Below are 16,271 nucleotides of genomic sequence, written 5' to 3'. Positions count from 1 at the left end.
ACACAAAATAACCACAAACTTGTCACCCTGAGGTACGAAGGGTCTCCGTGAGTAACTCGCCAAAGATTGGGGGAAAATAAGTTCGTGAATTTTACTTCAAGAAATAATCTGCATCGATTAATTTATTTCCAGTATCATCATAAAGAGCATAATTAAAACCGCCCTGAATACAATATGAACCATATTCTCCCGCTTTATTCAAAGCGATAAAACCTACCTGAATATCTTTTAAATCTTTGTTTCTATTCTTCGTTAGTTTTACGATTCTTGCTACGGCTTCTTCGCAGGCTTTTTGAGGTGATTTTCCTTGACGCATTAATTCAACAACAAGGTGACAACCCGAAATCCTTATTACTTCTTCGCCGTGACCTGTGGCTGTAGCAGCTCCAATTTCGTTATCAACATATAAACCCGCTCCTATAATTGGCGAATCTCCTAAGCGTCCATGCATTTTAAAAGCCATTCCGCTTGTAGTACACGCACCCGAAAGATTTCCGTTGGCATCCAGAGCAATCATCCCGATTGTATCGTGATTTTCAATATTGGCAATTGGTTTGTATTTACTGTCTTTCAGCCATTCTTTCCATTCTTTTTCGGACTCTTCTGTTAGCAGATTTTCTTTTTTGAAACCTTGTGCTAATGCAAATTGCAAAGCTCCATCCCCAACCAACATTACGTGTGGTGTTTTTTCCATCACAGCTCTTGCAACAGATATAGGATGTTTTATAAACTCTAAACAACCAACTGAACCTATGTTGGCATTTTCATCCATAATACAAGCGTCGAGTGTTACACGACCATCTCTATCAGGGCGTCCACCATAACCTACGCTTCGCTCTTTTGGATCGCCTTCGGGAATTTTAACTCCGGCTTCTACAGCATCCAAAGCAGTTCCTTTATTTTTTAGAACTTCCCAAGCAGCTTCGTTTGCAGGAATTCCAAACTTCCAAGTAGAAAGTACAATTGGTTTCTTTACTTTCTTAGATATCAATATCTTTTCTTCTTCTTGGTCTGTATTAAAAGATTGCAATGCTACAGCAACTGAAGCTATTGCTGCTGTTTTTATAAAATTTCTGCGGTTTGAGTTTGTCATATTAAATATTTTTAAACCATATAAGTTATATAAGATCATTTAAGTGGGCTGTTTATAGCAACTCAAAATTAAATCATATAAGTAATTTTTAGAACATTTACAGTTATTTATAGCTACTAAAAAATTAAAAACAAGTTATCAAAAATTCTTTTACATGAACTTATATAACTTATATGGTTTAACTTATTAAGCTTTATAAAGCAAACTTGTCGCTCCTAATAAAGCTGCAATTTCATTATCTGTAGAAATAGAAACATCGACTTTACTTCCTGCTTCTTTTATTTTTTTAATGAAAGTAGGCAAGAAAAACTCACTTGCATTTGCAATTTTTCCTCCAATAATAAAACTATCAGCTGAGAAAGTTGCTAACCACGGAAGCACAATTACAGCTAAATCTTCTCCCATTTCTTCGAATACTTTTATTGCCATTTCATCTTCGGCTTTAGCCAAATTAAAAAGCTCTAATCCGTTGTTGAGTTTTTTTCCGCTTAAAGCGAAATAACCAGCTATAAGTCCTCGTGCCGAAACATAATCTTCTGCTATTCCATCTTTATATGGTTGGTCATATATTTCGCCATCTTTAGGAACTAAATCCCCTGTACAAATCGATTCTCCTTTGTCTATAAAACAAGCTCCAAGTCCTGTACCAAGCGTGATTGCCATAACTTTTTTAGAAAGATTATCTGAATCTTTAAAGACTTCGCCTTTACCAAAACATACCGCATCATTTTCAAAAAGAATCGGAAAATCTGCCGAAAGATTTAATTTATCCTGAAATAAATCACGAACGTTTAATCCGTAAAAATGCTCATATTTAGATTGTCCTTTTATCCAACAAACTCCATTAATATAATCAAACGGACCTGGCATACAAACTGCTAATCCTGTCGGTTTTTCTACTTTAGAATTTTCTATAGAAGTTCTAATTGCTTTTTCCCAAATAGTCATCACTTCTTCTACCGGCAAATTAGAGTCAAATGATTCTTTATGCAGCGAAAAATTAATCACTTTCATGCTTACTATATCTATAATTGCTGCGGTAATATGTGTGCCCCCAATGTCTAATCCAACGGCATATTCTTTATTCATTCTTGTTTTTTTTTGGAATTGAACCATTAAGAGATTAAGATTTTTTACCATTAAGAAATTAAAGTTATTAAGTCTGACTGCTTAATTTTTCTTAATTCCTTAATGGTGCAATGTTTTATTATTTGCTTCGAATTACCCGATTTTTTTTAAACCTTAATTTTTTATTAATCTCTTAATGGTAAATATATTTTTAGTTTTTTAAATGTTTTTGTCTTTTAAAATTTGAGGATAATGGATGCTTGTGTGTACTATCATTTCTCCAAATAGTGTATTTGCCCAAGCAAACCATTTTCGGGTAAACTTAGTAACATCGTCTTTATGAAATGACTCGTGCATGAATCCGGTATCAGCATTTGTTTTTATCAAATTACTAATACACGCTTTTATCTCTTTTTCGTCGACACTGGTAATGGCTCTCAAAACAATACTCATAGGCCAGATGGTATCTGTTCCTGTATGTGGTCCTCCAACCCCTTCGCCTGCTTTTCCTTTATAGAAAAACGGATTGTTTTCTGAAAGTACCACTTTGCGCGTATTCAAATATAACGGACTATCTGGCTCAATAGCTCCTAAATATGGTAATGATAATAATGAAGGTACATTGGCATCATCCATCATGTGGAAACTACCGTAACCATTAACCTCAAAAGCAATAATTTTTCCGAATTTTGGATGTTCGATGATTCCGTTTTCTTCTAATCCTTTCTGAACTTGTCCTTGTAATTCTTTGGCTTTAGCCACTAAATCATTGTCTTTTAATGCTGGTAAAGAGAAAATTTCCTGAAGATATCCAAGTACTTCAATCGCAAACATATTACTCGGAATTAAATATCCAAACAATGTACTATCATCACTTGGTCTGAAAGTTGAAACGATTAATCCGCATGGTTTTACAGGATATCCGTAACCACTTAATGGTACACCATCGGTAGCCCAAGCTGTTACTCTCTGAAAATTATATGGCCCTTTATCTGTCCAACGTTGTTGTTCTTTAAAAGTTTGCAATACCAAAAGCATGGCTTCTTTCCACTTACTGTCAAACAAACTAATATCTCCAGTTTCTTTCCAATATCCGTGCGCCAATCGTATTGGATAACACAAACTGTCAATCTCCCATTTGCGTTCATGGATTCCAGGTTGCATTTTGGTCATATCATTTTTCCACTCACTTACCTGATTAAAATCTTTGTAAAAAGCATTCGCATAAGGATCAAGCAAAATACATTTAGTTTGGCGGTTGATTACTCCTTTTACTAATTCTGCCAGTTTTTTATCTTCTTTTACAAACGGAATATACGGCCATATTTGCGCTGTACTATCACGCAACCACATAGCATCAATATCTCCTGTGATAACATACGTATCTGGTTTTCCGTCGATGATTTCAAAATCGACAGTTGTGTCTAATGTATTAGGAAAACAGTTCTCAAACAACCAAGCTAATTCTGGGTTTGCAATTTGTTTTTTGATTCTTACAATTGCTGCTTCAACTGCTTTACTTGTAAATTTTCTTTCGGCTAATGGCGGTCTTTTGGTAATAAAATCTTTTAATGCAAAATTGAAAGCATCCGACTGCATTCCGAAAACATCAGATTGAAGTGCCAATAATCCTGCTGAAAAAATCCCTGTGTTTTTTATAAATTTTCTACGTGATTGCATAGTATTATTTTGAAGTTGAATAAGAATATGGATAGGCACTTGCTGAAGTTCCTCTTTGTAAATTAGGTTTGCTGGTCATGTCAAAATTTAATTCACCACCTTTTAATACATCAAAATGATTGATATAATTTTTGGTATGAGTTGCATTATTCCATTTTAAATCCTGAACATATTTATTAGTTTCAGAATTATTTTGAGCATTTATAATAAGCTCCTTTCCGTTTTCTAACTGTAATGTTACTTTCTTAAATAATGGTGCTCCCAGAACATATTCGTCTGTTCCCGGGCAAACTGGATAGAATCCCATTGCTGAGAAAACATACCAAGCCGAAGTTTGTCCGTTATCCTCATCTCCGCAATATCCATCTGGAGTTGGTTTATACAAACGGTTCATTACTTCTCTTGACCAATATTGTGTTTTCCAAGGTTCGCCAGCATAATTATACAAATAAATCATATGCTGAATTGGTTGGTTTCCGTGTGCATATTGTCCCATATTCATGATTTGCATTTCGCGGATTTCATGAATAACTGCTCCATAATAACTATCATCAAAAACTGGTGGAGTGGTGAAAACTGCATCTAATTTGGCTGTAAATTTTTTCTCGCCTCCCATTAAATCAATTAAACCATTTATGTCGTGAAATACACTCCAGCTGTAATGCCACGCATTTCCTTCGGTAAAAGCATCTCCCCATTTAAACGGATTGAAATTTTTAGGAAAACTTCCGTCTTTATTTCTACCGCTCATTAATCCAATTTCTGGATTATAAAGTTTTTTATAATTCATCATTCGTTTTTCGAATAAACTAATTTCTTTTTTCGGACGGTTTAGAGCTTTCGCCAATTTCCAAATCGTGAAATCATCATAGGCATATTCTAGTGTTCTTGCAGCATTTTCGTTGATTTTTACATCATAAGGTACATACCCTAAAGTGTTGTAATACTCCACTCCTTTTCTTCCCACAGCTTCTAACGGTCCTTCGTTATTGGCTCCATGCAACAAGGCTTCGTATAATTTATTGATGTCATAACCACGCAATCCTTTGATATAAGCATCAGAAACTACAGATGCCGAATTGTTTCCTACCATTACGTTTCTAAATCCTGGACTTGACCATTCTGGCAAGAATCCGCCTTCTTTATAATCGTTGATTAATCCTTCTTGCATTTCTTTGTTTATAGTAGGATAAACTAAATTAAGCAAAGGATATAAAGCACGGAATGTATCCCAAAACCCTGTTCCTGCGTACATATAACCCGGCAATACTTTGCCATTGTAAGGACTATAGTGCACAATTTCTCCCTTAGCATCTATTTCGTATTGTTTTTGAGGAAAACAAACAGTACGGTATAAACAAGAGTAGAATGTTTTTAGTTGCTCTTCGCTTCCACCCTCAGCATTTAATTTTCCAAGAACTTTATTCCATTCTTGTTTAGATTCGGCTACTGTTTCATCAAAAGATGCTTTTCCTAACTCGCTATTCAAATTTAATTCGGCTTGCTCTATACTGATAAAAGATGATGATACTTTTACATTTACTTTCTCGCCTTTTTTGGTTTTAAATCCAACTATTGCACCTACATGATTATCTTTTAATTCTAGTTTGTCTTTTTCCAGAACCTTATCATGCCATGTATAATTTGTTGCAAATGGTTTATCGAATTGTAATACAAAATAGTTTTTGAAATTCTCTGGAACTCCTCCACTATTGCGAGTTGTATATCCTATAATTTTATTTTCTGACGGAATTATTTTGATATAAGAACCTTTGTCAAATGCATCGATTACAATAGAAGATTGCTCGTTTTCTGGGAATGTAATCTGAAAATGTGCTGCTCTTTCGGTTGCTGTAATTTCGGTTGTAACATCATAATCGGCTAGATATACGCTGTAATAATAGGGCTTTGAAACCTCGGCTTTGTGGCTAAACCAACTTTCTCTTTCGTCTTCTGTAAAAGCTAATTTTCCTGTTACTGGCATGATTGAAAACTGCCCGTAATCATTCATCCATGGCGAAGGTTGATGTGTTTGTTTGAATCCTCTAATCTTTTCGGCTGTATAAACATACGCCCATCCGTCACACATTTTTCCTGTTTGTGGTGTCCAAAAATTCATTCCCCAAGGTCGGCAAATTGCAGGATACGTATTTCCGTTAGAAAGGCTATGCAAAGACTGTGTTCCCATTAATGGATTAACATATTCTACTGGATCAAGGGTTTTGTTCTGTGCATTTACTGCAAAAAACTGCATTAATCCTAAAAAAATTAAACTCTTTATTTTCATATCTATGTTGTTATCCTACAAGGTTTTTAAAACCTTGTAGGTATTATGTATTTGTATAAAATGCAAAAAGTGAGTATATACTCTAAACTCTAATTCTTAAATCTTTGTCGAGCTACTTGCGAAGATCCCTCGTTCCTCGGGATAACAAAAATGCGCAGACTAACTTTGACAGAGCTTACGTAAACCAGAAAACTTAAAATATACCTACAAGGTTTTTAAAACCTTGCAGGAATGCTGAACGTTCCTACTTCTTAAATCTAAAATCTGAACTCTTAAATCTAAAATCCTAAAGCGGTCTGTCTTCTTTCTTCACTCCAAACGTCGTTGAAGGTTTACTTCCCATATACAATTTTAATTCTCCTCCTTTTACAATCATATCGTGTGTGATGTATGATTTTGTGTATGGTTTTCCGTTGTACTCGGCTTTTTGGATATAGATATTGGTTTTACTATTATCTATTGCTTTTAATGTAAATGAAATTCCTTCTTTGTGATGGATTGTCGCTGTGTTTACTAAAGGGCTTCCTAAAACATAAATTCCGTTTGCTGGATTAACGGAATAGAATCCCATTGATGAGAATACATACCAAGCCGACATTTGTCCTAAATCCTCATTTCCGCATAATCCATCTGGTTTTGTCGAGTAGAATTTATCATCGATTTCACGGATTAATTTAGCGGTTTTCCAAGGTTGTCCTGCGTATGCATACAAATACGGAATATGGTGATTTGGTTCATTTCCTTGTGCGTATTGACCAATTAATCCACTGATATCTGGTGAAATCTCTTCGCCTTCTACTTTATCTGTTATCAGGAAAAGTGAATCTAATTTGGCTAAAAATTTATCTTCGCTTCCAAACAATTCGATTAAACCGTAAGGGTCTTGCGGAACTAACCATGTGTATTGCCAAGCATTTCCCTCTACATAATCGTCTTTACGATGTGCTGATGAAAGTGGGTTGAATGGCGTTCTCCAATTTCCATCGGTTAATTTTCCTCTCATAAATGTAGTTTCTTTATCGAAATACAATTTGTACAAATTGGCTCTTTTTGAGAAATAATTGTAATCATCAGTTTTGCCTAATGATTTTGCCATTAATGCCACACAATAATCGTCAATAGCATATTCTAAAGCATTACCAACTGATTCTAATACTTTATCGGCTGGAATATATTCTAGTTTCTGAACATAATCCATTCCGTCACGCGTTTGCATCGCTGTTTTTTTTATGGCTTCATACGCCAATGCAGTATCGTAATCTCTATATCCTTTCATGTAAGCATCTACAATAACGGCAATCGAGTGATTTCCGTTCATTGTATTGGTTTCATTCCCCATTAAATGCCAAACTGGTAATCGCCCTTGTTGCTCGTAGATTGCTAAAAATGATTTAACGATATCATTGATTTTATCGGGTTGCGTGATAGTATATAATGGATGTAAACCACGATAGGTATCCCAAAGTGAAAAAGTTGTGTAATTGGTAAAACCTGCTTTTTCGTATACTTTTTTATCGGTTCCTCTGTAATCTCCGTTTACATCATTAAAAATTGATGGTGCAAACATGGTATGATATAAGGCTGTATAAAAAACTTTTGTTGTTTTATCGTCTGCTTTTATCTGAATTTTATTTAGCTCTTTATTCCATTTTGAAGTCGCTTCTTTTGCTACAGCATTAAAATCCCAACCCGGAATCTCCGCTTTGATATTCGCGGAAGCGTTCTCATAACTTACTGGAGAAATCCCAACTTTTACTAAAACTTGTTTATTTTTTAAAGCTTTAAAATCTAAAACCGCTTTCATACGTACTGCTTCGCCTTCGTTTCCTGGAACTGGAGTTGTATTATCATATAAAGCTATATTTGAAATTGGTTCAGAAAATTCCATTGTAAAGAAAATACGCTGATCTGCAGCCCAACCCGCAGAATATCTATATCCTACAAGTGTTGTTTCGTTGATTTTTTTGATGAATGTTTTTACGGGTTTATCCCATCCCACACCATCGGCTAGATCTAATAAAACGTGATTATCTGTAGTGGTATTAAATGTGTATTTATGAAAACCTACTCTTTCGCTTGCTGTTAGCTCTGCTTTAATTTTGTATTTATCAAGAATAACGCTGTAATACCCTGCTTTGGTTACTTCGTTTTTATGAGAGAAATAGGAACCATAACCTGTTGCCATATCTTCTTTTGTGCCTTTGGTAAGTGGCACTTTTCCTGATACTGGCAACAACAGAATATCGTTTAAATCTCCAATTCCTGTTCCGCTTAAATGTGTGTGCGTGAACCCTAATATGGTATTACTTGCGTAGTTGTATCCGCTGCACCAATCCCAACCTTCAAAAACATTTACTGGACCAAGTTGTACCGCTCCAAAAGGAACATTGGCACCAACAAATACGTGTCCGTGTCCCGCAGATCCTATCAATGGATTTACGTATTGAGTGTAATCTATACTAGTTTGTTTTGCTTTCTTTTCCTGTGAAATTACAGGATTAGCAAAAAATAGATTTAAAGCGATAATACCACTAAAAGCTATTTTGTTATATATTTTAAACATATTTTATTTTTTTATTTGACTTGTGTAATGGCACGCAGATGACACGGATTAAACAGATTTACGCGGATATTTTTTTAATCTTTGAACATAAAAATTTAACCGCAGAGTTCGTAAAGTTTCCCTTTGGAGCCTTTAGACGCACTGCGGTGCGTCTCTACAGAAAACCTTTGAACATAAAATTTAACCGCAAAGTGAGCAAAGATTTTCGCAGAGATCGCAAAGTAGACGCACTGCGGTGCGCCTCTACAGAAAACCTATGAACCTCTTTTTATTCGCAATACAAGAAACCTTTGTCGCTTTGAGCCTTTTTTTATTCGCAATACAAGAAACCTTAGCACCTCAGAACCTTAGTGCCTTAGTACCTTCCTAAAACATCATAAAGAGAATAAACCTTAACCTCTGGCTTAGCTATTTTCCCTTCGAACGTAATTGTTCTTTCTTCTCCTGCTTTTAAGTCGATGTAGTTATCGCTCCATTTGCCAGTGTATCCTTTTATGGAAACATTTACATATTTAGCAAATTTTGATGCTTTTAGAGTCAGTTTGTTTCCTTGTACTTTCCAAGTGATTTTTGGGTCTTCGAGTTTTAAATCTATCGGACGTGTCAAATCAATTGTCGGAGTTATATCATCTCTGTAAGCTTCTTTCATGGCGTACCAAGCAGCTTTAGGTTGTCGATCATAATAATCGGTTACACTCCAACTTGCTACTGGCCAACAATCGTTAAGTTGCCAAACCAATGTTCCCATATTATAAGGTGCTTTTGAGCGATGGATTCCGATAATGTTTTTAAGCGAATAATATTGTAAACACTGTGTGAGGTACGTATAATCCTCGACATTCATTTTCTTTATTTTGGTCGAATCAATAAAATATCTATTCAAATAAGAATCTAATTTCATGAATCCTTTCCCTGCTTTTTGATGCGCTTGCAAAATATCTGAATATAAATATCGGTCTTCAGCTTTTGTAAATCTTTCAATAGAAGAATAATTTGGCATCGCTTGCATTCCGTATTCACTCACAAAACGACCAGTTTTTTTCTGTACTGCTTCTATATCTTCTAATCCCCACCAAGTTCCCCAATAATGGCTATCTCCTTCGGTAATACTTTTTTCTTTTGACCAATGAAATAATGGTGATGAACTAATGTATGGTCTTTTATTATCGACTTCTTTTACCCATTTTGGAATACTATCCTGAAACAAACGAACATAATCTTTCCATAAACGCGTCGAGTCTTGTTTGGACATATTCATGCTTTTTTGCCAACCCCAGTTTTTAAATGCTTCGTCGGCTTCGTTATTTCCGCACCACAAAACAATACTCGGATGATGACGTAAACGCTTTACTTGATATTGCACTTCTTTTTTTACATTGTCAAAGAAAGCATCATCTCCTGGTACCATCGTTCCTGCAAACATAAAATCTTGCCAAACATTAATTCCGTATTTATCGCATAAGTCATAAAAATAATCATCTTCATAAACTCCTCCTCCCCAAATACGTAACATATTCATATTGGCATCTTTTGCCATACCAACTACTTTTTCGTATTCTTTTTTGGTAACTCTAGAAAGAAATGCATCCGACGGAATATAGTTAGCTCCTTTCATATACACTGGCTTTCCATCGATTTTAAAGTAAAATGATTTACCTAAACTATCCGGTTGCTGTACCAACTCTATCTTACGATTAAGCACATATGGTTTCTCTGGAGTTTTTTCGTCATAAGCTTCCAATCGTGGTGTTTTCCAAATTCCGCAAGTGGTGAATTTTGGTCCCCAATCCCATCCAAAATGGTATTGCGCTTTACGCACATAAGCACGAGGATTATCTGGAATTACAAATGGTAAATCTTTCTTTGCAAGTGAATCGACTACATTTTGTGCCGATTTAAATACGATTACTAAATCATTATTTCCTGATTTAATTATTTTCTTTACATCAACTCTCCATTGGCGGAACATATTATCGGCCTTTAAAACCAATTGATTGTTCAGGTAAACTGTTGCGTAAGTATCTAGCCCGTCAAAAACTAGTTCAGCATTTTTTTTGTTAAACGTTGCTGATGTAACCTGAAAAGTCGTTTTATACTCCCAATCTTTCTTTTCTATCCATTCTAGTTTTTTCTCATTGTCCCGATAAAATGGATCTGGTATTAATTTATTGTTTAACAAATCGGTATGAATCTCTCCAGGAACTGTTGCCGGATTCCACTTTTCAGTTTTTACTTCCCGATATTGCCAATCTTTTTTTATATCTATATTTTGTGCATTTAATGCAAATGAAAAATTTGCAAGACATATGCCGACAAACCAATAAAAGCTTTTTTTACATTCCATTTTTACTGAGTAATAAAATTATTATTTATGTCTAATTTTTAAGTGTGTGTTTGCAAATAGCAAAAGGTAATTTAACCGTTGGCAGTGGGAGAAGGATAATTGCTTGCACAATTAATTCCTTCTCTTTTAGGTTTTATATCCTAGAATAAGAGTAACTAACAAAAATATCTAGACATTATTTCCTTTTTTACGGCTGCCAAACTTATATTAATTTTAGATCGGTGATTTTAGTTCCAATCCCGAAACGCTGGGATGGTATTAGATTTTAGATTGCTCAAAAAATCATTCGTTTATTTTAAGTTCTTTGGAAAGTAATTCCATCTTTTTCAGCAAAAAGCAGTTGTGCTGATTGCGAAAAAAAAGGTACTAAAAAACAATATATTAACCTCTTTATAACAAATGTTTTTTTTATAAAAATCAAAATAGAAACTTAAAAATAAGCCGGGAGGGTATATCCTACCCGACTTATTATAACTAATCAACCAAATTAATTATTTATCCCACCAAATTCTAGTTGTCATTAAATCCAACCCTTGACGTTGTATTGCTTCTTTGTAGTTTGCTCCGTTTGTAATTAACTCCGATTGATCGTATATTAATCTTCTTGGAATTGTACCGTCAGTTTCTCCTAAAGGATCATTTACTGGTACTAAAACTGGATATCCTGTTCTTCTCCACTCAGAGAATGCTTCGAAACCATTAAATAATAAAACAATCCATTTTTGAGTAATAATTTGCTCTATTTTCTCTGCTTCTGTTCCTGTAGCTTTAAATGGATTTGCTGTAATATAATCGTTATACTCTGCAATGGTAACTGCTGGTACTTTGTCTCCAAAAATTGATAGGATTTGCATCGCTCCTTTTACTCCATCTTCGTAATGTTGCTGAGCTGTTCCTGATACATTCCAACCTTTTGCTGCTGCTTCTGCCAATAAAAATTCTACTTCGGCATAAGACATGATTAAAGTAGGTGCATCTAAACGTAATACTGTAGAAGTATTAGGATCTGAGAAAAGTTTTTTGTCTCCACCCGGAAACTCTTTTGCATCATTTGCAAGTCCTTGCTGATCAGCAGGATTATTATTTCCTGAAGCTTCTAATTTTGCATAAACTCTTAAACGGGGATCGTTTGTATTCTTTAATAAGTCTATAAAAGTTTTACTGTATTTTATATTTGATTCTCCTCCGTTTAAGTCATTTCTAACCCAAGATGATGTTATTGGGTTTGTTCTAACTCCTTGTGGTCCTGAATCATGTTTTAACACTGCACTATCTATATTAGAATTAAAAACTCCTTTTGCAAAAGCTTTTTCTACATATTGTTTTGATTTTGCAGGATCTACTTTGGACAAACGCATTGCAACTCTTAACATTAATGAGTTTGCAAACTTTTTCCATTTTGCTACATCACTTTGGTAAAATAAATCGGCATTACCTACAAAAGGTTTATTAGCATCTAATGCGTCTCCTGCTTCGTCTAATTCTTTTAATAAATCATTGTAAATGACTTGTTGCGTGTCGTATTTAGGAGCAAAAATGTTTCCGTTAAATCCTTGTCCTGCTTCAAAATATGGAACCTCTCCATACGTATCTGTCAGTTTCTGGAACATGAATACTTTCATGATTCTACATGCCTGAATCATATTTGAGTTTTCTGCAGTTTCTGGTAAAACAGACATCAACTGAAGAATTTGATTTAATCCCTTACCGTATGATTCTCCAAACAATGAACCTGAATATTCTGATGAATACGAATATTTTGAACCTGGCCCTCCTAATGAAGAAAAGTGTTGTACTATTTGTGCAGCATATCCATTATTTCCTCTTGTGTTAGAATAATCTTGTCCGTCGATATATATTTCAGCAAGTGTGAACATCGATTTTGGTGCTGGATCTATTAATGCATTTGGATTCTTGTTTAAATCCTCGAATCCTTCATCGCATGCTGTGAATGTCATTGCACTAACAATAGCGATACAGAATATTTTTATATATTTATTTTTCATCTTTCTATTTTTATTATTAGAATTTGACATTAAGTGTTACACCATAATTTCTAGTTAAAGGCATAGAAGCTCTTTCAAGTCCTTGTGCATTGCTATTAGAATAATTTGACTCTGGGTCAATGTTTGGTGTTGCGCTATAAATTGTCCATAAATTATGAGCAGAAAATGCTAAACTAATAGATTGAAATGGCGAATGTGCCAAATATGCTTTTGGGAAATTGTAGCTAAAAGAAACTGCTCTTAGCTTAACAAAATCGGCATCATAAACAAAATTTGATGTTATATCGCTATAACTTCTCCAATAATCGTATGCCGAAACGTGTGCGCTTACGCTATTTCCAATAGGTCCAACTCCCTCTACGTCAAATCCAGTTTCACGTCCTTCAACAGTCTTATCCGTCAATCCATAACGTGTTCCTAACTGGTTTGTGGCCGAATAGATTTCTCCTCCAAATTTAGCGTCTACAAAAACCGAAAGTGTTAAGTTTTTATAAGTAAAATCATTAGATAATCCCATAGACGTTGGAGCTACTCCTTGTCCTGCAATGATTAAATCTCCTCTCATGAATTTACCATTAGAATCTAATGCAATGTTTCCTTTTTCGGTTCTTAAATAATCATATGCTTTAATTACTCCAAAAGGCTGTCCTTTTTCTAAAACTACCGAAGCTCTGGAATCTCTATTTCCTTCTAATGTTTTGGTATTAATTTTGTCTGATAAACTCAATACTTCACTATTATTGTAAGCAAAATTATAACCTACATTCCAACTGAAATTTTCTGTTTTTATCGCTTTTAGATTTACTGCAAACTCAACCCCTTTATTTAAAATCTCTCCCACATTAATCTTGGTTGTTCTGTAACCCGAACTTTGAGAAATATCTGCATCAGTAATATCATTAGTTGTTTTCTTGTAGTAGAAAGTTAAATCTGTACTAAGTCTATTATTGAAGAATGTGTTTTCGAAACCAAACTCAATTGTACTTACATTATAAGGTTTTAGGAATTTATTAGGAACTGTTTCTCCTTTAATACCCAAAATTGGTTGTCCTAATGCATCTGTTTGTCCGTCTGGTGCAGTATAATTCAATGATAAAGCATACGCTTCTTGCAATCCACCTCCTACGTTACCCCAACCTGCTCTAAATTTACCGTATGACATCCACTCTGGAAAATCGATAACTTCTGAGTAAACAAAACTTGTACTTACAGATGGGTAAAATGTACTGTTATTAGCAGGGTCTAAAGTAGAGAACCAATCTTCACGTCCTGTAACATTTAGATATAAGAAATTTTTATATCCTATATCGGCAGAATAAAAAAGAGAGTTTACTTCGGTTTCACCATATAATTTCTCCGTTTTGTCTGGCATCGTATTTCCATAAAAGTATTTAAACGGAACGATAAAGTTGTTCCCTTTCATTTTAATACCACTAAATCTGTTATGCTGACGGTTTGCTCCAATAAAAGCATCTAATGAAAAGTCTTTACCGATATCGCCTTTGTATCCTAAATAACCAGATGCATTAACTTCTGAACGGTTTTCAATCCTGTTTTCATAAGATCCTCCTGGGTTATAATTAATTCCTGTAGGTTCTATTTCAGTATATTCGTAATTAATATCATCAATTCCAATTACTGCTTTAGCGTAAATTTTGTTTGTGATGTTATAGTTTACTTTCGCAGAACCAATAAAACGTTTTCTAAGATCATCATTTAATGTTTCTTGTGTTGCAAAATATGGGTTAGTTTGGTACGTATTTGCTCCAAAATAATCTGCTTCTCCTCCGTTTTCATCATATCCGTTACTTAACCATCTAATATCTGATCCTGGAGTTAAAAATGTAGTAGGAAAAGATGCATTTCTTGGTGAATCATTCAAATAAGGTCTGTTATGACTTTTCTCAGAAATATATTGTGCATTAGTTTCAATACTTACTTTTTCATTTACTGTAGAGTTTAAACTCAAAGCAACATTACTTCTTCCAAAATCTGTTCCTGGTAAGATTGACTCATCTTTTGTATTTCCGAATGATAATCTAAAATTTGTATTCTCGTTACCACCAGACACTGCTAAAGTATTACTGAAAGAAAATCCTGTTCTGTAAAAGTTTTTCACATTATCTTTTCCGTAGGCTTGGTATGGTCTAGTTTGCCCATCAAGAGAAAGTGAAGGTGTTCCGTCATATTTATCTCCCCAAGCAAAATAGTAAGAATCTCTAAGTTCTTGCAAGTTATTAAATCTTGTAGCAACTCCATTTACTGGTGCCCCCGCTCCGTATTGGTCTTGCCATTTTAATAAACTTACTGGTGTATTAAATGTAGCGTTTGTGCTAAAATCTACTCCAATTCCTTTTCCTGCTTTTCCTTTTTTAGTTGTAATTAAGATTACTCCATTTGAACCTCTATATCCATAAAGTGCAGATGCCGCACTACCTTTTAATACTGACATAGATGCAATATCATCCGGGTTAAATGATGACATACCATCACCTTTATCTGCTCCACCCCACATATTTGCATTTCCTTGCTGGCTATTATCAATAGGAATACCATCTACTACATACAAAGGTTGGTTAAGTCCTGAAGCCGAAGTTGCTCCACGAATTACCACACGACTTGAACCTGATGGTCCAGAAGCTGGTGCAGAAACATTCACCCCTGCTATTTTACCCTGAAGTGCATTTCCTAAGTTGATTTCTTTGGTTTTTGTCAAATCATCTCCTTTGAGTTCTCCAACTGCGTATCCTAAACTTTTCTTTTGTTTTTTTACTCCAAATGAAGTAATCACAACATCTTTTAATTCTTCTACGCTAGATAGTAATAATATATTAATAGTATTTTCTTTCTCTCCTACTTCTATATATCGTGTAACATAACCAATAGATGATACTGTTATACTAATTCTTCCTTCCGGAACTGTCATTGAAAAACGTCCATCGGTATCCGTTATAGCACTAATGGATTTTCCTTTTACCTTTATTGTTGCAGAAACAATTCCCTTGTTATCTGCATCTGCTACTATGCCTGTTATTGATCGATTTTGTGCCACAGCCCCTAAGCTTGTCAACAATACCATTCCTAACACTGCTAAAATTTGTTTCATACGCATTCGTTTTGGTTTATTTGTTTTGATTTGTGTTTGTGTTTGACTTGTTTGTTTTTAAAATATTAATAAAAAATATGAACTCAATTTTAATATGCCATTCGTAATCTCTAAACTATGAATG

8 protein-coding genes are annotated in these 16,271 nt (G+C 34.6%); all 8 read right to left on the bottom strand.

Annotated elements, in window-relative coordinates; translation table 11 throughout:
• Nucleotides 1-91: 91 nt before the first annotated feature.
• The 8 genes from AC3IPI_RS15330 to AC3IPI_RS15295 all read right to left on the bottom strand — a co-directional run bounded on the left by AC3IPI_RS15330 (nt 92) and on the right by AC3IPI_RS15295 (nt 16,147).
• Nucleotides 92-1,093 (bottom strand): isoaspartyl peptidase/L-asparaginase family protein, encoded by a 1,002-nt coding sequence (locus tag AC3IPI_RS15330; protein ID WP_489153809.1) that lies wholly within the window; start codon nt 1,091-1,093, stop codon nt 92-94.
• A gap of 186 nt (nt 1,094-1,279) precedes the next feature.
• Complete coding sequence (locus tag AC3IPI_RS15325) at nt 1,280-2,182, bottom strand: ROK family protein (RefSeq protein WP_489153807.1); 903 nt, start codon at nt 2,180-2,182, stop codon at nt 1,280-1,282.
• Between the two features lie 198 nt (nt 2,183-2,380).
• Nucleotides 2,381-3,841: a glycoside hydrolase family 125 protein gene (locus tag AC3IPI_RS15320; protein ID WP_039114115.1), complete on the bottom strand. Its 1,461-nt coding sequence runs from the start codon at nt 3,839-3,841 to the stop codon at nt 2,381-2,383.
• Between the two features lie 4 nt (nt 3,842-3,845).
• Nucleotides 3,846-6,128 carry a GH92 family glycosyl hydrolase gene (locus tag AC3IPI_RS15315; RefSeq protein WP_489153804.1) on the bottom strand — a complete coding sequence of 761 codons (2,283 nt, stop codon included), beginning with the start codon at nt 6,126-6,128 and terminating at the stop codon, nt 3,846-3,848.
• A gap of 286 nt (nt 6,129-6,414) precedes the next feature.
• On the bottom strand, nt 6,415-8,691 hold the full coding sequence (locus AC3IPI_RS15310) for a GH92 family glycosyl hydrolase (protein WP_489153802.1): 2,277 nt from the start codon (nt 8,689-8,691) through the stop codon (nt 6,415-6,417).
• Nucleotides 8,692-9,046: 355 nt separating this feature from the next.
• Complete coding sequence (locus AC3IPI_RS15305) at nt 9,047-11,035, bottom strand: beta-mannosidase (RefSeq protein WP_489153800.1); 1,989 nt, start codon at nt 11,033-11,035, stop codon at nt 9,047-9,049.
• Between the two features lie 491 nt (nt 11,036-11,526).
• Entirely contained in the window at nt 11,527-13,041 is a 1,515-nt protein-coding gene (locus AC3IPI_RS15300; RefSeq protein WP_489153797.1) for a SusD/RagB family nutrient-binding outer membrane lipoprotein, read from the bottom strand.
• 16 nt (nt 13,042-13,057) lie between these two features.
• Nucleotides 13,058-16,147, bottom strand: a complete 3,090-nt coding sequence (locus AC3IPI_RS15295) for a SusC/RagA family TonB-linked outer membrane protein (protein WP_240474734.1) — start codon at nt 16,145-16,147, stop codon at nt 13,058-13,060.
• Nucleotides 16,148-16,271 lie beyond the last annotated feature (124 nt).

This window comes from Flavobacterium sp. GL_143 (assembly GCF_057834355.1).
This window is presented reverse-complemented; position numbering and strand designations above follow the sequence as displayed.